Genomic DNA, 20,268 nt, shown 5'->3' with positions numbered 1-20,268 from the left:
GATGCTGCCCTGGACTGTCAAAAACCGGACAGACGGGCATTTTCCTGACCATTACTATACGGCCACAAGACGTGCCACAAGACGCGGCCACGAGATGCCGCCATCGCAACCACGCCCCGGCAGGAGAGCCCCCCGTGAAGACACTGATCGACCACCTGGCGAACTACGCAGCCTATCACCGCGACCCGCGTAATGTACTCACCCATTTCATCGGGATTCCCATGATCGTGCTGGCGGTGACCACGCTGCTGGGGCGTCCGGCCATGCCGCTCGGCGATGGCTCGGCCTATATGACGCCGGCGATGGTGGTGTATGCGCTGTCCTGCCTGTTTTACCTGCGCCTGTCCGCCGGCTTCGGGCTGGCGATGGCGTTGATCCTGGCAGGCTTCGTCTATCTCGGTGGCGCGCTCGCGGCGCTTTCCACCGGCGCGTGGCTGGCGTGGGGCATCGGCTTGTTCGTGGCCGGCTGGATCATCCAGTTCATCGGACATTATTACGAAGGCCGCAAGCCGGCCTTTGTCGATGACCTGGCCGGGCTGCTGGTCGGACCGCTCTTCCTGGTTGCCGAAACGGCCTTTGCCCTGGGCCTGGCGCGCAATACGCGCGACGCTGTCAGCGCCCACGCGCATTGACCGATGGGGCGCTAGGCGCCGTGCGCGAGCAGCCAGTCGCGCAACTGCAGGATCTTGTCGTCGGGCGCAAGGCCGCGCCGGTGCACGAAGTAATAAGCCTTGCGGTTGTCGATCCCGGCCGGCAACGTGGATAGCGGCACCACCAGCCGGCCCTGCGCCAGTTCCTCGCTGATCAGGATGCGCGGGATCAGGGCCACGCCAATGCCGGCCGCGGCCGCCTGCGCCAGCATCGTATAGAGATCGTAGCGCGGGCCGCGCAAGGCTTGCGCCGGCAGCGCCGCGCCCGCCGCGGCAAGCCAGTCGCTCCAGGCGCGCAGCCGTGTGTTCAGGTGCAGCAGCGGCAGTTCCAGCAGTTGCGCCAGGTCCAGCCGCTTGCGGCGCCCCAGCAGGGACGGGCTGCATACCGGCACCGAAGGGCCCTCCTGCAGGATGCGCTGGCCCTCGGTGCCAGGCCACAGGCCTTCGCCGTAATAGATGGCGGCATCGAAGGCGGTATCGCTGAGCTCGAACGCCTCGGTGCGTGCCGACAGGTGCAGCGTCAGGTCGGGCAGGGCGCGCGCCAGTTGCGGCAGGCGCGGGATCAGCCACTGGCTGGCGAAGGTCGGCCCGATCGCCAGTTCGATGGCGCGCCCGCGCGGACGCTGGGACATCACATCCAGCGTGACCTGCTCGATCTGGTCGAGCCGTTCGCGTACTTCCTCGGCATAGGTCCCGCCTGCCGGCGTGAGCGCGATGCGCTTGCGGATCCGGTGGAAGAGCGGCACGCCAAGGCGTGCCTCCAGGCCGGCAATCTGCCGGCATACCGCGCTTTCGGTTACCGCGAGCTCGTCGGCGGCGCGTGTGAAGCTGCCAAGGCGTGCCGCCGCCTCGAACATCTGCAGCGCGGTAAGACTGGGAATGCCTTTGCGCATAGTGCGGTTTTGGAAGGAAGTTGGTGCGAAGTTATCAATTGTACGAAGTCTGCCCCGGTCTCACAATAAGACCCGCCGGGCGGCCATCGGCTCCCGCCATCCCCGAAAAACAAACGAATTCCAGCGTACTGACCATGAACAAGCCGAACCTGCAACGCCTTCTCGAGACCGTTTGTGGCGAAACCCAGGCAGCCGAGTTGCTGCAATTGATGAATGTTTCGCCGCAACTGCTGTCTTCGAGCAGCGATCGGGCCAGCCGCGCCGAAGTGGCGCAGGCCCTCAACATGGTGCTGTTTGCCGGCATCCTCGAGCGCGTGCCGACCGGCATGGCCTATACCCGCGACGTGATCGAGGCGGGCGGTCAGGTGGTGTTCGACCATGGCGCGCTGCGCACGGTGAAGTGGGATTGCGGCGACCTGCCATCCGGCGAGATCGCATTTACCCGCATCCTGGGGCCCCTGGGCTATCGGCTCAATGGCACTTATCCGCTCGATCGCATCGGCATGACCGGCCGCTCCTATGCGCACGCCGACCTGCCGGACGACATCGCCCAGTACTTCCTGAGCGAACTGCACCCGGAGCGCTTCAGCGCCGATTTCCAGGCGGCCGTATCGCGCGTGGTGTCGAAATCCACCGATCCCCTGGGCGAGGATGCCGTGGTGCAACTGGCCGTGCTGGAACGCGATGGCAGCCTGCCGATGGCCGATGCCGCGCGCCTGGTACCGCAACTGGCGGCCTGCTTTGCCCGACACCACGCCGAGCCGGCACTGGCCGATTACGAACTGCTGCTGAAAGAATCGGCCGAGATGGCCTGGATTTCCACCGAGGGCAATGCCTTCAACCACGCCACCGACCGCGTGGCGGACGTGCGTGCCGTGGCCGATGCGCAGCGCAGCCTGGGCCGCCCCATCAAGGATACGGTCGAGGTGTCGCGCTCGGGCCGGGTCCTGCAGACCGCATTCAAGGCGGACCCGGTGGAGCGCGGCTTTGTCGGCGCCGGCGGCATCACCGTCAAGCGCACCGTGCCGGGTTCCTTCTACGAGTTCATCACCCGCGACTTCGTGCCTGCGGCGGAAGGCGCCAGCGGCACGCTGGACCTGTCGTTCGATGCAGGCAACGCGCAGGGCATCTTCAAGATGACGGCGGCCTGCTGAGAAGACGAATCTTGGCGCATCCTGACGGCTTCGGCCTGCCGGCTCCCGTGCGCGTTCGCGCCGGTTCAGGCCTGGCCCGCCGGTAGCCGCAGGCGGGCCAGCAGCCCGCCCAGTTCGCTGCTGCCCAGTTCCAGCCCTCCCTCGTATAGGGCGGCCATCTCGCTGACGATGGACAGTCCCAGGCCGCTGCCGGCAGCGGCCTCGTCCAGCCGGGCGAAGCGCGCGGTGGCCAGTTCTCGGGCTTCGGCCTGCATGCCCGGCCCGTCGTCTTCCACCACGATCTCAAGCACGCCCGCGTGCTCCGCCAGCTTCACGCGGATGCGCGTGCGGGCCCACTGGCAGGCGTTGTCCAGCAAATTGCCGAGGATCTCGATCAGGTCCTGGCGGTCGCCGGCAAAGTGCCCGTTGCCTTCCACTGCGATATCGATCTCGCGCCCGCTGTGCAGGCGAGTGAGCGCGCGCGCCAATTCCGATACCGCCGGGCCGGCTTCGATGCGAGCGCCGCGGGCGCTGGCCGCGCCTGCTGCCCGGGCGCGCGCCAGATGGCGATCCACCTGCCGGCGCATGGCCTCGACCTGCCTGCCGGCCGCGCGCGCCGCTTCGCCCGGCAGCCGTTCCGCCTCGTTGGCGAGGATGGCGAGCGGGGTCTTGACGGCGTGGGCCAGGTCCGCGGCCTGGCGTCGCGAGCGCGCCAGCGCATCGGCGTTGCGCGCCAGCAAGGTATTGATTTCATTGACCAGCGGTACCACTTCAGCCGGCCACGTACCACCCAGGCGGCTCTCGCGGCGCGTCTGCATGGCGGCCAGCGCCTGGCGCAGGCGCGCCAGCGGCGCCAGACCGAATTTCACCTGCGCCGCCACCGCCAGCAGCAGGCCGGCGCCCAGCGCGGTCAGCGACCAGCCCAGCAGTCGGTTGAACGCCTGGCGCGCGGCGCGCAACTCGGTGCGGTCCAGCGCCACCGAGAGCGTCACCGGCGTATCGGCGGTGGCCAGCACGATGGGGCGCGACACCACCAGCAGCGATTGCCCATTGGGCCCGGGCCGGATCTCGGCATGGCCGTCGTCCACCTTGTTGCCCATCGCGACAGGCATCTCGGCGTCCCAGAGCGAGCGCGAACGCAGGGTCGACCCGCTTGCCTGTGCTTGCCAGTAGGCGCCCGAATAGGGCAGTTCGTAGCGCGGATCAGCCGGCGCGCGCGTGAGCGTGAGCTTGCCGCCGGCGCTCCATTCGAGCGCGGCGGCCAGGCTGGTCAGCTGGTTGTCCAACTGGCGCACATAGGTGTCGTTGACGTGGCGCGCGAACAGGGTGGAAAGCATCCAGCCGGTGCCCCCGAGTGCCGCGCCCAGCCAGACGGCCGCCACGGCCAGCAGGCGGATTGCTAATGACTGGCGCATGGATCAGGCGGTGGCCGAGGCGGCCGGGGAGGGGGGCGGGGGCCGCAGCCGGTAGCCCTGGCCGCGCACGGTCTCGATCACGTCGACGCCGAGCTTGCGCCGTAGCCGGCCGATAAAGACCTCGATGGTATTGCTGTCGCGGTCGAAATCCTGGGCGTAGATATGCTCGGTCAGCGTGGTCTTGCTGACGATGGCGCCCGGCTGGTGCATCAGGTAGTCGAGCACCTTGAACTCGTGGGCGGTCAGTGCCACGGCGGCGCCGTCGACCGTTGCCACGCCCGTGCGGGCGTTGAGGCGCACCGGCCCGCAGGCCAGTTCGGGCGCGGGCATGCCGTGGGCGCGCCGGATCAGCGCGCGGATGCGGGCCAGCAGTTCCTCCATGCGGAAAGGCTTGGCGAGATAGTCGTCGGCGCCGGCGTCGATGCCTTCCACCTTGTCGGTCCAGCTATCGCGCGCGGTCAGGATCAGCACCGGCGGGTTGACCTGCGCCGCGCGCCAGCGGCGCAGCACGGACAGCCCGTCCAGACCGGGCAGGCCCAGGTCGAGCACCACGGCATCATAGGGTTCTTCGGCGCCCAGGTGCCAGCCATCGATGCCGTCGGCGGCGATGTCGACCGCGTAGCCGGCACCGACCAGGCTGGCGTGGATCTGTGCGGCAAGCGTGCTTTCGTCTTCGACCAGGAGAATGCGCATGGGGGCTCAGGGTTTCTTGCGGGCCTGTTCGATATCTCGCCCCTTGGCTTTCAGCAAGGCCGCGGTTCTGGCGTCGTATTCGAGCTTGGCCACCGAGCCGCCCGGCAGCAGCAGCTTGACCTCGTATTGCCAGGCGCCGTCATCGCGGTCGAGCTTCACGCCGATCACATCGCCCGCGTATTGCGACGATACCGTCTCCAGGATGCGGGTGAGCGGCAGGATCTCCCCCGATTGCACCGCCGCGCGGGCGCGATCGGCGTCCTTGTCGGCATGCGCCGGCGCCACCGCGAGCAGCAGCGACAGCGCACCGATCACGGGCGGCAGGAGGCGGGCTGCGCGTCGCAATGCGCCGGTGCGGGGAGAGCGCGTGGCGATGGGGGGAGGCAATGGCGTCAGGGAATGGGACAAAACGGGCGCGGGCAAGCCGTGGTTCATCGAAGCAGTGGGTCGGATCAGTGTGCCGGGGCCGGCCTGAACGGAAGCTGAACGGTGCGCTCAGCACGGGTTCAGGCAGGGGTCACCACAATGGGGCCATTCATCGTCGTCGTCACTGTCGTCGTTACCTTTCAACAGGAGTCAGGCCATGCAAGGCGCCCGCATCCCCAATGATAGCCGTTCCGATCCACTCTCCCGCGCCACGCGTGACGCGATGGCACTCGCTGTGGCGGTATTGCTGGTCCTCCTCGGCGTGGTGGCGCTGTTCTGGGCGCAGGTCGATGCCCGTGCGGTATTGCTCGAATGGAAACAGATGGATAGCGGCCTGTCGATGATCGTGCTCGGCGCGCTGGTGCTTGGACCGCTGCTTGCGGCCGGCCTGGACGACTGAGCGCCTGAGCGCCTGAGGGCGGCACCTCTTGCTCGCGGACGGGTTTTCCATGTCTGGACATGGCGCGACGGCTGGTCCTACACTCGACCCACAATAAAAACGCACGACCGTTCTTATTTATTTGCCTGGCGCATGGCCGACCATGCACAGCAGGCATGACCGGCGCAGTGCGTTCCACCCGGGGTCATTCATCGAGGAGACATGGCATGGAAGCAAAAAACGTCCCGCTGGTAGCCGAGCTGTTGCGCGATGCCCCGAAGAACTGGGGCAAGTGGGGGCCGGATGACGAGGTCGGTTCGCTGAACTACCTGACCCAGGCGGAGGTATTGCGCGGCGTGGCTTCCGTGCGCTCCGGCAAGACTTTCACATTGCAGATCCAGATGGGCAATCCCGCCGGCGATCCGGTCTGGCCGGGGCGATCCCAGGCGCGCCGCCTCAACGTGATGGACAAGGGCCATTACCTCTGCGGCAAGGGCCCGAAGTTCCCCGGCGAGGCCGAGTATGCCGACGACATGATGATCATGTACCTGCAGGGGTCGACCCAATACGACGCACTGGGCCACGTCTGGTACGGCGACAAGCTGTGGAACGGCTACGACGCCAAATCCACCATCGGCGGCCTGGAGAAGGCCAGCGTGCTGCCGATCGCGGAGCGCGGCGTGGTGGGGCGCGGCATCCTGATCGACATGGCGCGCCATCGCGGCAAGGCGGTGCTCGACCCGGGCGAGACCTTCACCCACCAGGACCTGCTGGCCGCTGCTGAAACGCAGGGCGTGCGCATCGAGAAGCACGACATCCTGGTGATCCGCACCGGCTGGATAGGCTCCTTCTACAAGCGCGACCAGGCCGAGTTCTACCGGGACTTCATCGAGCCGGGCCTGACCTATAGCCCCGAACTGGTCGAGTGGTTCCATCACATGGAAATCCCCAATCTCGTCACCGACACGATCGCCAACGAGGTCACGGTGGACCCGGTGTCCGGCGTTGCCCTGCCGTTGCACAATGCCCTGATGCGCAACCTGGGCGTGACCCTGACCGAGATCGCCCAGCTCGATCCGCTCGCCGAAGATTGCGCCGGGGACGGACAGTGGACCTTCCTCTATACCGCAGCACCGCTCAAGGTGGTGAACGGTAGCGGCGCCCCGGTCAACCCGGTGGTGATCAAGTAAGGCGCGGGCAGTCCTGCACAGGTGCCCGAGCGGCATCCTGCGCAGGCTGTCCCCCGCTTTGTTTCGATCCACCGCCACCCTTGCCGCTACTTCTGCCGCTACCCGCCGCGCATATCGAGGTGCCTCATGACGCCCTATGAAAACAAGCCCTGGCTGTCCAGCTACGACCCCGGCCAGCCGCACACCATCACACCGCAGTTCACCGACGCGCTGTCGATTTTCCGGGCAGCCGCGAGCCGGGCGCCGGAACGCCCGGCGATCCACTATTTCGACGCGACGCTCACCTATGCCGAGCTGGACACCTTGTCCGACGCCCTGGCGGTAGCGCTGTCGTCGCGCGGTTGCGCGCGTGGCGAGCGCGTCGCGCTGTACTTGCAGAACGTGCCGCAGTTCGTCATCGGCCTGGTTGCCGCATGGAAGCTCGGCGCCATCGCCGTGCCGGTCAACCCCATGAACCGCGCGCGCGAACTGCGCCTGGTGCTGGCGGACTCCGGCGCCCGGGTGCTGATCTGCCACGAATCGCTCTATGCGGACGTGGTCAGGAACCTGTTCGATGCGGAACGCAGCGGGCAGGGCGATGCCGCCGCGCCCCTCGTGCTGCCCGAGGTGATCACCACCTCCGAGCTCGATTTCCAGGCGCGCGCCGATCCGCGCCTGTTCGCCGCCGCAAGGCGGCAGCCCGCCGAAGGCGTGCCCGACCTGCTGGCGCTGGCGCAGGCCCATCTTGGCCAGCGCCCCGCGCCGGTCACGCTGGACGCCAACGATATCGCGATACTGGTCTATACATCGGGCACCACCGGGGTGCCCAAGGGCGCGATGAATACCCACGGCAATGTCGCGTTCAATGCCCAGGTGTACCGGGACTGGATCGGATTGCGCGAGGGCGGGGCTATCCTGGGCGTGGCGCCGCTGTTTCATATCACCGGCCTGGTGGGCCACATCGCCGCTGCCTTTATCTGCGCCGCGCCGCTGGTGCTGGCCTGCCGTTTCGAGCCGGGCGTGATCCTGGAAGCCATCCGCGACCGGCGGGTGGAATTCACCATCGGCTCGATCACGGTCTTCATCGCGTTGATGAACCACCCGGATGCCAGCCGCGAGCATTTCGCCACGCTGGGCAAGATCTATTCGGGCGGCGCGCCGATCCCGCCGAGCGTGGTCGATCAGTTCCGCACCAAATTCGGTCACTATATCCACAACGGCTACGGCCTGACCGAGACCAACTCGCCTACCCACGTGGTGCCGCTCGGCCGGGAGGCGCCGGTGGACCCGGCTTCGGGCACGCTGGCGATCGGCGTGCCGGCCTTCAATGTCGACTCCTTTATCGGCGACGATGCCGGCGCGCCGGTGCCGGTGGGCGAGGTGGGCGAGATCATCTCGCGCGGGCCGATGATCGTGCCGGGGTACTGGAACAAGCCGGAAGAGACGGCCAAGGCGATGGCGGGCGGCTATTTCCGCACCGGCGACGTCGGCTTCATGGACGCGCAGGGCTGGTTCTATCTGGTCGACCGCAAGAAGGACATGATCAATGCCGGCGGCTACAAGGTCTGGCCACGCGAGGTGGAAGACGTCCTGTACACGCATCCGGCGGTGCGCGAGGCAGCCGTGGTGGGCATGCCCGACGCCTACCGCGGCGAGACAGTGAAGGCGGTGGTCAGCCTGAAGCCGCAGGCAAGCGTCACGCCGGAAGCGCTTTTGGCCTGGTGCAAGGAGCGCATGGCGGCCTATAAATACCCGCGCGTGGTGGAGATCATCGACGAATTGCCCAAGACCGTGACCGGCAAGATCCTGCGGCGCGAGCTGCGCGGTTGAGGCCGATGCGCGCGCAACGGACGCACGAAGTCCCTCGCGCGCGCATCGGACGCTGCCCGCAAGAACGGCGAAATCCCGCGTTTAACCCTTGTATATAGAGTCCGCGGAAAGTTCCATCGCGGCTTCCACGCGACAAAACAGCCCGCCGCAACAGACGAAACCCGCAAAAAACCCGGGGAAAACCCCGGTTTTTGCGAGGACATGCACGAAATCCCCTTGACGTCCCCATCTTTCCGCTATGATTCAGTCGGTGCCGCACGCCGATAGTCGATCGACGAAGCGTCGAGCGACATCGGATGCCACATCCCGTGCGACATCTTTCTGTTCAACTCATATTTATCGATATGGCGACCAAAGCGAATCCGACCGCGAAGACTGCAACCAAGACCGCTGCCAAGAAGGCACCGGCAACCAAAGCACCCGTAAAGGCTGCTGCCAAGAAGGCCGCGCCGGCCAAGAAGGCTGCTCCTGCTGCTGCGGTAACCCCGAAGCCGCTGAAGGACACCTTCAACAAGTCGAGCCTGGTCGCTCACCTGGTAGCTCAGACCCAGCTGGAAGCCAAGGCCGTCAAGACGGTCCTGCTCCATCTGGAAAACACCATCGTCAGCGCGCTGCACAAGAAGGGCGCCGGCGAGTTCACGCTGCCCGGCCTGCTGAAGGTCACGGCCCAGCAAGTACCGGCCAAGAAGAAGCGCTTCGGCAAGGACCCGTTCTCCGGTGAAGAGCGTTGGTTCCCGGCCAAGCCTGCCAGCGTCAAGGTCAAGGTGCGCCCGCTGAAGAAGCTGAAGGATGCAGCAGCCGCTTAATTGGGGCCTGTTTCCAGCTTGAAAAGGAGCCGCTAGCCGGCTCCTTTTTTGTATCCGCAGCATTCGCTTGTCCTTCCTGCAATACCAGCCGGCGGCCAGCGAAGCCGGCGCAGATCCGGGAGACCGTCATGCCCAGCATCCAGTGCCGCCTGTGGCGGCTGGCCTTGCGCCTGGTCCGGCGCAAGCAGCGATTTGCCAGCGCGCAGGCGCTGCATGAGGAAATCCGGCGCCGCCGCAAGACAGGCCGGGCGGCGCCCTCGCCTCGTTTCCTGGCGCGCCACGAAGTAAGCGTGGAACCTGTGGCCGGCGTGGAGGTCTACACCGTGCGCCCACGGGGCATCGACAGTGGCCGGCGGATTCTTTACCTGCACGGCGGCGGCTACGTCTTCGACATCGTCAGCCAGCATTGGGACTTCATCGGCAAGCTGGTGGATGGGCTCGGCGCCACGGTGATCGTGCCGATCTATCCGCTGGCGCCGGAGCATACGCACCGCGAGGTGTTTGCCGGCCTGCTGCCGCTCTACGACCAGCTCGTCCAAAGCCGCCCGCCAGCCAGCCTGACCGTGATGGGCGACTCGGCCGGCGGCGGCATGGCGCTCGCGCTGGCGCAACTGGCGCGCGACTCCGGCCGGCCGCTGCCGGGGCGCCTTGTCCTGCTTTCGCCGTTCCTGGACGCCAGCGGCGACAACCCCGGCATCGATGCGCTCGAACCGCTCGACCCGATGCTGTCAAAACCGGGCGGCATCGAATGCGGGCGGGTCTACGCCGGCGGCGATCCCATCACGCTGCCGCAGGTCAGCCCGATTCACGGCGGCCTGCAGGGCCTGCCGCCGGTAACGCTCTTCATCGGCACCCACGATATCCTGCTGCCCGATTGCCGCGCCTTCCGGGCGCTCGCGCAGCAGCAGGGGTTGCCGCTGCGGTATTACGAAGCCGAAGGCATGTTCCATGTCTGGATGCTGTTGCCGATGCCGGAATCGGAACTCGCTTTCGCGCAGATCGTTGCGGCGGTGGAGGCCGACGAGGGCGCGCAACGCCACCCCCCGGGACTGGCGCCGCGCCCGGTGCAAGCGGATTCCGTGGCCCGCGTGGGGGAATAGCGCAGGCCTGCGCACCCGGCGCCCGGGCGCCGGTGCAACCGGCTGAAAGCGAATGTCATGCGGAACGGCGATAATTGTGGGTTGCCGGCCAATGCAATGGCCGGAATGATGGCCGTATTAAAGGAGCCCCCATGTTTTCTCGCCGTTACGGCGCGGTCTGGCTGACCGCGTCAGCCTTGCTGGTTCTTGCTGCGCTTGCCGTGGTGCACCGGGTTCCCGCCTGGTGGCTGGCAGTGCCGGTCGCGCTGCTGCTGGTGGGCATGCACGACATCGCCCAGTCACGCCACTCGATCCTGCGCAACTATCCGATCTGGGGCCACCTGCGCTTCTTCTTCGAGTTCATCCGACCGGAGATCCGCCAGTACTTCATCGAGGACGACACCAATGAAATGCCGTTCTCGCGCCAGCAACGCAGCCTGGTCTACCAGCGCGCCAAGAACGAGGTCGACAGCCGGCCCTTCGGCACCGAGATCGATGTGCGCCTGGCTGGCCACGAGTGGATCAGCCACTCGCTCGCGCCCACCCGCATTCCCTCCGCCGATTTCCGCGTCACGGTAGGCGAGGGCCGCGCCCAGCCCTACTCGCTGTCGATCTTCAATGTGTCGGCAATGAGCTTCGGCGCGCTGTCCGGCAATGCGATCCGCTCGCTTAACCGCGGCGCCAAGCTCGGCGGCTTTATCCACGATACCGGCGAAGGCTCGATCTCGCCTTATCACCGCGCGGAAGGCGGGGACCTGATCTGGGAGGTCGCCTCCGGCTACTTCGGCTGCCGCCGCGCCGACGGTGGCTTCGATCCCGATAAATTCGCCGAGCAGGCGCGCTCGCCGCAGGTCAAGATGATCGAGGTCAAACTCTCGCAAGGCGCCAAGCCAGGCCATGGCGGCGTGCTGCCGGCGGCCAAGGTGACACCGGAGATCGCGGCCACGCGCGGCATCGCCATGGGCGAGGACTGCATCTCCCCAGCCACGCACAGCGAGTTTTCCACACCGCTGGGCCTGCTGCAGTTCGTCGACCGCCTGCGCACGCTGTCGGGCGGCAAGCCCACCGGGTTCAAGCTTTGCATCGGGCATCCGTGGGAGTTCTTTGGCATCGTCAAGGCCATGCTGGAATCGGGCATCCTGCCGGACTTCATCGTGGTGGACGGTGCCGAGGGCGGTACCGGCGCGGCGCCGCTGGAGTTCGTCGACCATATCGGCGTGCCGTTGCAGGAAGGGCTGCTGCTGGTGCACAACACGCTGGTCGGCGTAAACCTGCGCGACAAGATCCGCATCGGCGCCAGCGGCAAGATCATCACGGCCTTCGATGTGGCGCGTACCCTGGCCACCGGCGCCGACTGGTGCAACTCGGCACGCGGCTTCATGTTCGCGCTCGGTTGCGTGCAGGCGCAGAAATGCCACACCGACCGTTGCCCGGTGGGCGTGGCCACGCAGGACCCCGTGCGCCAGCGCGCCATCGTGGTGCCGGACAAAGCCCAGCGCGTGGCCAGCTTCCACCGCCAGACGCTGCATGCGCTGCTGGAGCTGTTGCAGGCGGCCGGCCTGGATCATCCCGGCGCGCTCAAGCCGCACCATATCGTGCGGCGGATATCGGCCAACGAAGTGCGGCTGATGTCGGAACTGCTCAAGTTCCTCTCGCCCGGCGATTTGCTGAACGGCAATTTCCGCTACCAGCTCTATGAAAAATACTGGCCGCTGGCACGCTCGGACAGCTTCTCGCTGTAAGGAAACCGAAAGCGCTTACCGCCTGGATTGCGGGGCGGGCAGGCGCGCGCGGCCTTGCTGGCGGAAGGCGGTTGGCGTCTGGCCCACACGGCGGCAAAAGAATCGCGTGAAATACGCCGCATCGGCAAAGCCCAGCGTCGAGGCGATCTGCTTGATATCCAGGTCGCTGTACAGCAGGTCGCGCTGTGCCTCCACGATCAGGCGCGAATGAATCAGTTGCAGCGCGCTCCTGCCGGCCAGTTGCTGGCAGATGCGATTGAGCTGGGTAGCGGTGATGCCGAGCGTGTCGGCATAGCCCGCCAGTTCCTGGTGGTGGCGAAAGCGCTCTTCGACCAGTTGCTGGAACTGCTGGAAGTGGCGCGCGGTACGCCCCACCGGCTGCGCCCCCGAGGCATCCGCACCGGACGCACGCCGGGCTATGCCCACCAGCAGCAGGGACAATAGCGCCGCCAGCGCGGCGCCGCGCCACAGCGATACCGCATTCATCTCGGCACGGAACAGCTCCAGCGCGCCGGCAAGCACCGTCGCATCATCGCGGCCGAACTGGTCGTGAAAGGGCCGCTCGAACAGCGGCAGCGCATCCGGCACGCCTGCCAGCAAGGTATGCAGGTAGTGGTCGGTCATGGTGATGACGATGCCGTCGACATCCGGGGTAAAGCGAAAGCCATGCACGCAGCGCGGCGGCACCGTCACCACGGTGCGCCGCGCCAGCGGATACTCGCGGTCGTCGAGCAGGGCCTGGCCACCGCCCTGGTGAACATAGAGGATCTGGAAGAACCGTTCGTGGCGGTGCGGCTTGATCTCCCAGTCGTTGACGCCGCTGCGTTCCGGGATGGACTCGAAATGCAGCTGTTCCAGCAGGGGCTCGTTGGAATTGACCCCGTACAGGGAGTAGGTCGGGACGGTTTTCATGGGGCGGGGGCGGGCACCGGGGCTGCAATTGTCCCGCCAGGGGTTTGATCTGTCCATCGGCACGGGCGATACCAGGCGCCCCCGCCGGGTGCCACATGCGGCATCTCCCAGTGCAATAGCCCGGATTCCAGCACCGGATTTCAATGGACCAGATCGACGATCTCCTCTTGTTCATCCAGGTGGCCGATGCCGGCGGCTTCAGTGCGGCAGAGCGTGCCACCGGCTGGCGGGTTGGGGCTACGCGACAAGCCTGGCAAGACTCTCGATGGTCCTGAGGCAGGCATTGGCGGCCTCGCGTCCCTTCACGGCGAAATGCTCGGCGAAGAAGCGCCGGTGTTCCTCGTGATCGTGAAAGTCCTTGGGCGTGAGCACGGCCGAAATGACAGGCACTTCGGTATCGAGCTGCACGCGCATCAGGCCAGCGATCACCGCATCGGCAACGAACTCATGGCGATAGATCCCGCCATCGACGACGAGAGCACTGGCTACGATTGCCTGGTACCGGCCTGACGCCGCGAGCTTGCGCGCGTGCAGCGGGATCTCGAAGGCTCCGGGCACCTCGAAGACATCCACCGCGTCCGGTGAAAAGCCTTGCCTGGCAACTTCCGCCAGGAATGCATCGCGCGCGCTATGAACGATGGTGGCGTGCCACTGGGCGCAAATCAGCGCGATGCGCTGGTCCGGGCCGTCTGCCGCAAGGGAGGACGAGGCATTGCGAGAAAGGTGAAACGGGGAAGCAAGCTGATTCATGGCTTTCCTTGGGTAGGTTTCCAGAATCAGGGCGCACGAGCCTGGCTCCCGGCCGCTGGGGGCGGCCGGGAGCACAAGCGTCGCGCTCTCTTTCATCCGGACTGTCACCGTCGGCTTCGGAATCACACCGAATCTGCTGACCCCGGCTCTCGTGGAAAGCCGGGCGCTCGCGGGCTTGTGCGTGGAATCGCCATCACCGCCGGTGGGGACTTTCACCCCGCCCTGAGAACGCTGTCGCAGAAGACCTGCAACGGATGGATTTTGCCTTAATTGATCGAGGCGCGGCAAGCCCATGCGGGAAACGTGGCGAATGCCGCCATTGGTACGCGCCCGCGAGCGCCATCAGGTCTTCGGCAGGCCGGGCGGATTGGTGGCCGATTTATGGATTGCCTCCGAGCCAAGATTCCATTTATCGAGTACCTGGTTGTACTTCCCGTTCTTGATCAGGTCGTTGAGGGACCTGGTGAGCGCATCCGCCAGGCCGCTGCCCTTGCGCGTGGTGATCGCGACTTCCGCCGTACGCGGCCAGCCGCCGCTCACGGTGCCGACCAGCTTGGTCTTGCCTTCCTTGGCCGCCTGGTAGGCTTGCACGGCGTTGACGCTGAAGACGGCATCCGCCCGGCCGGACTGGATGGCGAGAGCCTTTACCGCGTCGTCGTCGTAATACTGCACGGCAATCGGCTTCAGCCCCTGGGCGATGTTTTGTTTATCCCATTCGAGCAGGATCTTCTCCTGGTTGGTGCCGGGGTCGGTAATGATCCTCAGGCCGGCAATGTCCTTGGCCTCCCTGATCGATGCAATCCTGCTGTCGGATTTGGCGTAGAAGCCGAGCTGGTCCTTGCGATAGCTGGAGAAATCGAATTTCGCCTTGCGTTCTTCGGTGACGGTCACATTGGAGATCACCGCATCGAACTTGCCGGACGCGAGCGCCAGCGGCCAGTCGGCCCAGGCGACAGGCACGAGTTCCAGTTTCCTGCCAAGGCTATCCGACACCAGCTGGGCAAGATCGGCATCGAAGCCGACAATGGTTTTTGCATCCGTTGCATAAGTGCTGATCGGCGGAATCCACGGATGGATGCCGATCGTCAGTGTCCCTTCCTTGGCAAACCTGAAGCCGGCTGGCAGGGCCTTGATGGCATCCGCGCTCTTCTCGGCATGGATGCGTGCGGGCTGGGCGGGGCTCAGGTCCAGGGTATTGGCGGCCAGCGCCACCGCCGCGCCCAGGCCGAGGGGAATGACGGCGATGCCGCCAAGGATGCGTGAGATCGTCTTGCTGCCGATTTTCATGAGGACTCCCGTTATTGTCGATGATTGTCGATGCGCGAATGCGGCTTGCGGTGTTTGCGTTACCCGGCGACGGCGCCTGGATGCGCTGCCCGCAGGTCTTCCAGCGCGCTGGTCTGCCCCGGTTCGCGCAGGTCCTTGCCGAACGGCAGGTGCCCGTAGGCCTCGGGATCCAGGCGGGTATCGAACAGCGCCGCATAGCCGGAATCCAGGTAGAGATTCGCTGCCTCCGGCTGCCGGAATCCGGTCGTGAGGTAGAGCCGGCGGTATCCCTGCCGCGAGGCGCGGGCTTCGAGTTCCAGCAGGATGCGGCGGGCCAGGCCTTGCCGGCGCAGGTCCGCGCGGGTCCATACGCGCTTCAGCTCGGCGGTCTGTCCGTCATAGCGCTTGAAGGCACCGCCGCCTATCGTTTCGCCATTGCGGAGCAGCAGCAGGAAAGCGCCATGCGGCGGCGCAAACAGTTCGGCGGGATAGCGCAATAGTTCCTGGCCGGCCGGCTCGCCGAAATAGTCGCCGTAGCGGCGTTCGTATTCGATCGTCAGCGCGGCGATCAGCGGTTGCGCGCGCGGGTCCAGCGGGGTGGTATCGAGAATGCTGTCGGTCATGGCAATCCGTTGCCCGGCCGTGCCGGCAATGCCTGCCGGCACGCGGTCGGTGAGCCAGGCGATGTTCGGTGGCCTCGATGGAGGTGTGTCACGCATTCGATCATTCCGGGCGCGCCTTTGCCACAAATGAATGCACATATCGTTAGAGGAATTTAGCGCATGGATAATGGCCGGCATCGGTGAGAATAATTACTCGATTCCTTCACGGGCCATTCGCAATCCACCGTGTCTTATTCTCTTTCCCTGCTCGACAAGAGCCCGATTCCCGAGGGTGCAACGGCTGCCGATGCGCTTCAGCTGACGGTCGCGTTGGCCCAGCGGGCGGAGCAACTAGGCTACCGGCGTTTCTGGGTGGCGGAGCATCACGGCTCGCCCAGCCTGGCGAGTTCGGCGCCGGAGATCGTGGTCTCGCATATCCTCGCCAAGACCTCCAGGATCCGAGTCGGATCGGGCGGCGTGATGCTGCAGCACTACAGCCCGTTCAAGGTGGCCGAGACCTTCAAGGTGCTGGCGGCGCTGGCGCCGGGGCGCGTGGACCTGGGCATCGGCAAGGCGCCCGGCGGACTGCCGTTGACCACCAAGGCACTGCAGTGGTTCCACGACAAGGCCCGCAAACCTGGCTTCGCCGGGCAGCTTGCCGAAGTGGACGCCTTCCTGAAGTGGGGCGTAGCCGAGGACCATCCTCTGGCGGGCGCCATCGCCACGCCCGTCCCCCCTGAATTGCCACAGCGCATCCTTCTTGGCGGAAGCCCGGAAAGCGCCGCGCTGGCCGCGCAGCACGGATGGGACTATTGCTACGCGGGACACTTCAACGGCGATCCGACCAATATCGAGCGTTCGATCGAGACGTACGAGAGCGCGACCGGCCGCGTGCCATCGCTGGCACTCTATGCCTTCGCCGCCGAGACCCAGGAGAAGGCCGAGCAACTGGTGGGCGCGCTGCGTATCTTCAAGCTGCGCCTGGCCTCGGGCCAGAGCTTCAACCTGCCGAGCCAGCAGGCAGCCGCAGAGTTCGCCCGTCAGACGGGCGAGGCGGATTACCGTATCGACGAGCAACGTCCGCATGTCGTCGCCGGAACACCCGAGGTGGTTCGCGGTGAACTCGACAGACTCAGCCGGCGCTACGGCATCCGCGAGTTCGTCATCGATATTCCGGTAGCCAGCTACCCCGAGCGTTTCTACTCGGTCGATCTTCTGGCCGGGGCTTACCAGCCCGCCAGGGTCTGACCCCGACGTCCCGCCTTTTCCGCGCATCTCCGCGCATCTGAAGAGAGCACATTGCCATGAGCAAGCGAAACATCCCGTTCGGCGTCATGCTGCAGGGGGCCGGTGGCCACATGAATTCGTGGAAGCACCCCAGCGGCCCGGCCGATGCGAGCGTCAATCTCGATTTTTTCATCCGGACCGCACAGAAAGCCGAGGCCAATGGCATTGCCTTCGCCTTCGTTGCCGATGGCCTGTATATCAACGAGAAGTCGATTCCGCATTTTCTCAACCGTTTCGAGCCGATTTCGATCCTGTCCGCCCTGGCGACGGTGACCTCCAGGATCGGGCTGGCCGGCACGGTGTCGACCTCCTATAGCGACCCCTTCACCGTCGCCCGCCAGTTCGCCTCGCTGGATCTGATCAGCGCAGGGCGCGCCGGCTGGAACGTGGTGACGTCGCCGCTCGAAGGCTCGGCAAGGAATTACAGCCGCGCCCATCCGGAGCACGCGTTGCGGTATGAGATCGCCGATGAGTACCTGAGCGTCACGCAAGGCCTGTGGGATAGCTGGGATGACGATGCCTTTGTACGCGACCGGGCGACCGGACAGTTCTTTGACCGGGACAAGCTGCATACGCTGGATCACAAAGGCCGTTTTTTCGAGGTCGCCGGGCCGCTCAATATCGGCCGCTCGCCGCAAGGCCAGCCGGTGATCTTCCAGGCGGGATCGTCGGAATCCGGGGTCGGGCTGGCCGGCAAATATGCCGACGCGGTGTTTACGCATTCCCCATCGCTGGAGCGCGCGCGCGCATTCCTGGAGCAGGTGAAGTCCAGCGCCGTCGCCCATGGCCGCCAGGCGGCGGACGTGAAGATATTTCCCGGTATCGGCCCCATCGTCGGGGCCACCGCGCAGGAGGCCGAGGCCAAGTACCGCGCGATCCGCGAACTGGTCACCATCGAGGAAGCGCTGGCCTATCTGGGCCGCTATTTCGACCATCACGACTTCAGCCTGTATCCGCTCGACGAGCCCTTCCCGGAACTGGGCGAGATCGGCAGGAACAGCTTTCGCTCCACCACTGACGGCATCAAGGCCGACGCACGCGCCAGGGGCCTGACGCTGCGTCAGGTCGCGCTGGAAGCCGTCACGCCGAGAACGCAGTTCGTCGGCACCGGCGAGCAGGTCGCGGACGAGATCATCCGCTGGGTCGACGAGGGCGCGGCGGACGGTTTCATCCTCGGCTTCCCGGTGATTGCGCAGGGGTTGGACGATTTCATCACGCATGTGGTTCCGGCGCTGGAAGCGCGCGGCAGGTACCAGCGCACGTTGCCGCAGCAGACGCTGCGTGCCCACCTTGGCCTGCCGCGCAAGGAAAGCCGTTACGCAACCGCGGGCGTGGACACCGTCGCGCCGCGACGAAAGCTAGCCTGACCGGCACGCACCGGTCACCGCAACAGGAGAGATAGCCATGCATGCCTCCACCGAGATCGAGAGCCTGGCGTTGCCGCCAGCCGCCAGGACAGCGAAGGGCGACTATGCCCGCTATCGGATCGTACCCGCCCGCTATCCGGCAAGAGCCGCCGGCACCGTGCTTGCCGGCATACTGATCGTCGCCATCTTCAATTCGGTGCTCGGCAATCCCCGCTGGGGCTGGCATGTCTTCGCGGCGTGGTTCTTGGCGGAGCCGGTGCTGCAGGGACTGGGCCGCACCTTGCTGCTGACGGCGCTGGGCGGTTTCCTTGGATTTGCGCTGGGCACGGTGATCGCCCTGGGCCGCGTGTCGCGCTCGCCGCTGCTGGCCGGCAGCGCATGGGCCTTTATCTGGCTCTTCCGCTCCATCCCGCTGATTGTGCTGCTGCTGATCCTGAACAACCTCGGCTATCTCTACGAGACGGTGTGGCTGGGCGTGCCGTTCACGGACATCACTTTTTTCAGCGCGCCGACCACCCAGCTCATCAGTCCCCTCCTGGCCGCCGTGCTCGGGCTGACCCTGAACCAGGCGGCATTCTCTGCGGAAACCATACGCGGCGGCATTCTCTCGGTGGACCAGGGGCAGCTCGAGGCCGCCGCGGCGCTCGGCCTGCCGCGCCGCCGGCAGGCGTTCCGCATCGTACTGCCACAGGCGATGCGCTCGATCCTGCCTGCGGCATTCAACGAGATCATCGCCCTCGCCAAGGGTACGTCGATGGTCTACGTGCTGGCGATGCCGGAGCTGTTCTACACCATCCAGGTCATTTACCGCCGCAACCTGGAAGTCATCCCGCTGCTGATGGTGGCCACCGTCTGGTACCTGATCATCCTGACCGTGCTCTCGGCCATCCAGGTGCATATCGAGCGGTACTACTCGCGCGGCGCGCTGCGAAATCCCCGGGCATCGTGGGTGGCGTCCTTGATGTCCCGCTACGCCAGCCGGTTCCGCCCGGGATCGCGCAGGCCGGGCTTCGCGCCGGCAGATACGGCTACGCCGTCACCCGTGGCAAACCGCTGGGCATGCGACCGCCGCGCCGGGGGCGAAGTCGCGATTCATGGCATATCCAAGAGCTATGGGCAACTCAAGGTATTGGACAATGTATCGCTCACCGTTCGCGGCGGCAGCGTCACGGTCATCCTCGGCCAGTCCGGCTCGGGCAAATCCACGCTGCTGCGGACCATCAACCACCTGGAGCGGGTGGACGACGGCTTTATCGATATCGACGGCGAGCTGATCGGCTACCGGCAGGAGGGCGAAATTCTCTACGAGCTGAAAGAGAAGGAAGTACTGCGCCGCCGGGCCGACGTGGGCATGGTGTTCCAGAACTTCAACCTGTTCCCGCACCTGAGCGTCCTGGAAAACATTATCGAGGCGCCGCTGGCCGTGCAGGGGATCGCCCGGCCGGACGCCGAGCAACTCGCGCGCGAACTGCTGGCGCGCGTAGGGCTTGCCGGGAAAGCCGATGCCTACCCGCGGCAATTGTCCGGCGGACAGCAGCAGCGCGTGGCCATAGCCCGCGCCCTTGCGCTCAGGCCCAAGGTACTGCTGTTCGATGAGCCCACCTCGGCGCTGGATCCGGAACTGGTCAATGAAGTGCTGGATGTGATCAAGGAACTGGCGCAGTCCGGCACCACGCTCATCATCGTCACCCACGAAATCGGCTTTGCCCGCGAGGTCGCCGACACCATCGTGTTCATGGAGCATGGCCGCATCCTGGAAGCGGGGACGCCCGCCAAGGTGCTGAACGCACCCGAGCACCCGCGCACCCGCGAATTCCTCTCGAAGGTCCTGTGATCTTCCGGGCGGTCTGCCCGGGGGCGCTGGCTTCT

The 20,268-nt window shown here is 66.0% G+C and carries 19 protein-coding genes and 1 riboswitch; of the genes, 11 read left to right on the top strand and 8 right to left on the bottom strand.

The window, feature by feature from the left end; all coding sequences use genetic code 11:
• Window positions 1-134: 134 nt before the first annotated feature.
• Window positions 135-632: an Mpo1 family 2-hydroxy fatty acid dioxygenase gene (locus tag AC3FOF_RS22240; RefSeq protein WP_488727807.1), complete on the top strand. Its 498-nt coding sequence runs from the start codon at window positions 135-137 to the stop codon at window positions 630-632.
• Window positions 633-643: 11 nt separating this feature from the next.
• Here the strand turns inward: AC3FOF_RS22240 and AC3FOF_RS22235 are convergent, their stop codons facing one another.
• The gene (locus tag AC3FOF_RS22235; RefSeq protein ID WP_488727806.1) at window positions 644-1,543 is read right to left on the bottom strand and encodes a LysR substrate-binding domain-containing protein; all 900 of its coding nucleotides are present in this window, start codon (window positions 1,541-1,543) and stop codon (window positions 644-646) included.
• A gap of 134 nt (window positions 1,544-1,677) precedes the next feature.
• On the opposite strand from AC3FOF_RS22235, the gene AC3FOF_RS22230 reads away from it, so the two are divergent.
• The gene (locus tag AC3FOF_RS22230) at window positions 1,678-2,697 is read left to right on the top strand and encodes a DUF1338 domain-containing protein (protein ID WP_017231331.1); all 1,020 of its coding nucleotides are present in this window, start codon (window positions 1,678-1,680) and stop codon (window positions 2,695-2,697) included.
• Window positions 2,698-2,762: 65 nt separating this feature from the next.
• Here the strand turns inward: AC3FOF_RS22230 and AC3FOF_RS22225 are convergent, their stop codons facing one another.
• Genes AC3FOF_RS22225 through AC3FOF_RS22215 form a run of 3 tightly spaced genes read right to left on the bottom strand, consistent with a single transcriptional unit; the run spans window position 2,763 to window position 5,129 of the window.
• The gene (locus AC3FOF_RS22225; RefSeq protein WP_488727805.1) at window positions 2,763-4,091 is read right to left on the bottom strand and encodes a sensor histidine kinase; all 1,329 of its coding nucleotides are present in this window, start codon (window positions 4,089-4,091) and stop codon (window positions 2,763-2,765) included.
• Between the two features lie 3 nt (window positions 4,092-4,094).
• On the bottom strand, window positions 4,095-4,784 hold the full coding sequence (locus tag AC3FOF_RS22220) for a response regulator transcription factor (RefSeq protein WP_276264442.1): 690 nt from the start codon (window positions 4,782-4,784) through the stop codon (window positions 4,095-4,097).
• A gap of 6 nt (window positions 4,785-4,790) precedes the next feature.
• On the bottom strand, window positions 4,791-5,129 hold the full coding sequence (locus tag AC3FOF_RS22215) for a PepSY domain-containing protein (RefSeq protein WP_035818075.1): 339 nt from the start codon (window positions 5,127-5,129) through the stop codon (window positions 4,791-4,793).
• A gap of 238 nt (window positions 5,130-5,367) precedes the next feature.
• On the opposite strand from AC3FOF_RS22215, the gene AC3FOF_RS22210 reads away from it, so the two are divergent.
• From AC3FOF_RS22210 to AC3FOF_RS22185, 6 genes are all read left to right on the top strand, one after another.
• Window positions 5,368-5,610, top strand: coding sequence for a hypothetical protein (locus AC3FOF_RS22210; RefSeq protein ID WP_488727804.1), 243 nt, complete (start codon window positions 5,368-5,370; stop codon window positions 5,608-5,610).
• Between the two features lie 206 nt (window positions 5,611-5,816).
• Window positions 5,817-6,779 carry a cyclase family protein gene (locus tag AC3FOF_RS22205; protein WP_017230845.1) on the top strand — a complete coding sequence of 321 codons (963 nt, stop codon included), beginning with the start codon at window positions 5,817-5,819 and terminating at the stop codon, window positions 6,777-6,779.
• A gap of 126 nt (window positions 6,780-6,905) precedes the next feature.
• The gene (locus tag AC3FOF_RS22200) at window positions 6,906-8,588 is read left to right on the top strand and encodes a class I adenylate-forming enzyme family protein (protein WP_488727803.1); all 1,683 of its coding nucleotides are present in this window, start codon (window positions 6,906-6,908) and stop codon (window positions 8,586-8,588) included.
• Between the two features lie 344 nt (window positions 8,589-8,932).
• Window positions 8,933-9,394: an HU family DNA-binding protein gene (locus tag AC3FOF_RS22195; protein WP_017230847.1), complete on the top strand. Its 462-nt coding sequence runs from the start codon at window positions 8,933-8,935 to the stop codon at window positions 9,392-9,394.
• A 128-nt stretch (window positions 9,395-9,522) separates the two neighbouring features.
• Window positions 9,523-10,494, top strand: coding sequence for an alpha/beta hydrolase (locus tag AC3FOF_RS22190; protein WP_488727802.1), 972 nt, complete (start codon window positions 9,523-9,525; stop codon window positions 10,492-10,494).
• A gap of 131 nt (window positions 10,495-10,625) precedes the next feature.
• Window positions 10,626-12,215, top strand: coding sequence for an FMN-binding glutamate synthase family protein (locus tag AC3FOF_RS22185; RefSeq protein WP_017230849.1), 1,590 nt, complete (start codon window positions 10,626-10,628; stop codon window positions 12,213-12,215).
• 15 nt (window positions 12,216-12,230) lie between these two features.
• Here the strand turns inward: AC3FOF_RS22185 and AC3FOF_RS22180 are convergent, their stop codons facing one another.
• The 4 genes from AC3FOF_RS22180 to AC3FOF_RS22165 form a co-directional block, all read right to left on the bottom strand.
• Window positions 12,231-13,127, bottom strand: coding sequence for a helix-turn-helix domain-containing protein (locus AC3FOF_RS22180; RefSeq protein ID WP_017230850.1), 897 nt, complete (start codon window positions 13,125-13,127; stop codon window positions 12,231-12,233).
• A gap of 237 nt (window positions 13,128-13,364) precedes the next feature.
• Window positions 13,365-13,877, bottom strand: a complete 513-nt coding sequence (locus AC3FOF_RS22175; protein WP_017230851.1) for a 6,7-dimethyl-8-ribityllumazine synthase — start codon at window positions 13,875-13,877, stop codon at window positions 13,365-13,367.
• An 80-nt stretch (window positions 13,878-13,957) separates the two neighbouring features.
• Window positions 13,958-14,111: riboswitch (FMN riboswitch) on the bottom strand.
• A 108-nt stretch (window positions 14,112-14,219) separates the two neighbouring features.
• On the bottom strand, window positions 14,220-15,164 hold the full coding sequence (locus AC3FOF_RS22170) for an ABC transporter substrate-binding protein (RefSeq protein WP_488727801.1): 945 nt from the start codon (window positions 15,162-15,164) through the stop codon (window positions 14,220-14,222).
• 59 nt (window positions 15,165-15,223) lie between these two features.
• Entirely contained in the window at window positions 15,224-15,766 is a 543-nt protein-coding gene (locus AC3FOF_RS22165; RefSeq protein WP_276264942.1) for a GNAT family N-acetyltransferase, read from the bottom strand.
• Between the two features lie 225 nt (window positions 15,767-15,991).
• Between AC3FOF_RS22165 and AC3FOF_RS22160 the strand changes: the two genes are divergently transcribed.
• Genes AC3FOF_RS22160 through AC3FOF_RS22150 form a run of 3 tightly spaced genes read left to right on the top strand, consistent with a single transcriptional unit; the run spans window position 15,992 to window position 20,233 of the window.
• Window positions 15,992-16,993 (top strand): LLM class flavin-dependent oxidoreductase, encoded by a 1,002-nt coding sequence (locus AC3FOF_RS22160; RefSeq protein WP_276264941.1) that lies wholly within the window; start codon window positions 15,992-15,994, stop codon window positions 16,991-16,993.
• Between the two features lie 56 nt (window positions 16,994-17,049).
• Complete coding sequence (locus tag AC3FOF_RS22155; protein ID WP_488727800.1) at window positions 17,050-18,399, top strand: LLM class flavin-dependent oxidoreductase; 1,350 nt, start codon at window positions 17,050-17,052, stop codon at window positions 18,397-18,399.
• Window positions 18,400-18,436: 37 nt separating this feature from the next.
• Window positions 18,437-20,233, top strand: a complete 1,797-nt coding sequence (locus AC3FOF_RS22150; RefSeq protein WP_276269578.1) for an amino acid ABC transporter permease/ATP-binding protein — start codon at window positions 18,437-18,439, stop codon at window positions 20,231-20,233.
• Window positions 20,234-20,268 lie beyond the last annotated feature (35 nt).

It is taken from the genome of Cupriavidus sp. 96C5-1, from assembly GCF_057798855.1.
Note: the sequence above shows the minus strand (reverse complement) of the source record. Positions and strands in the feature narration are given on the sequence as shown.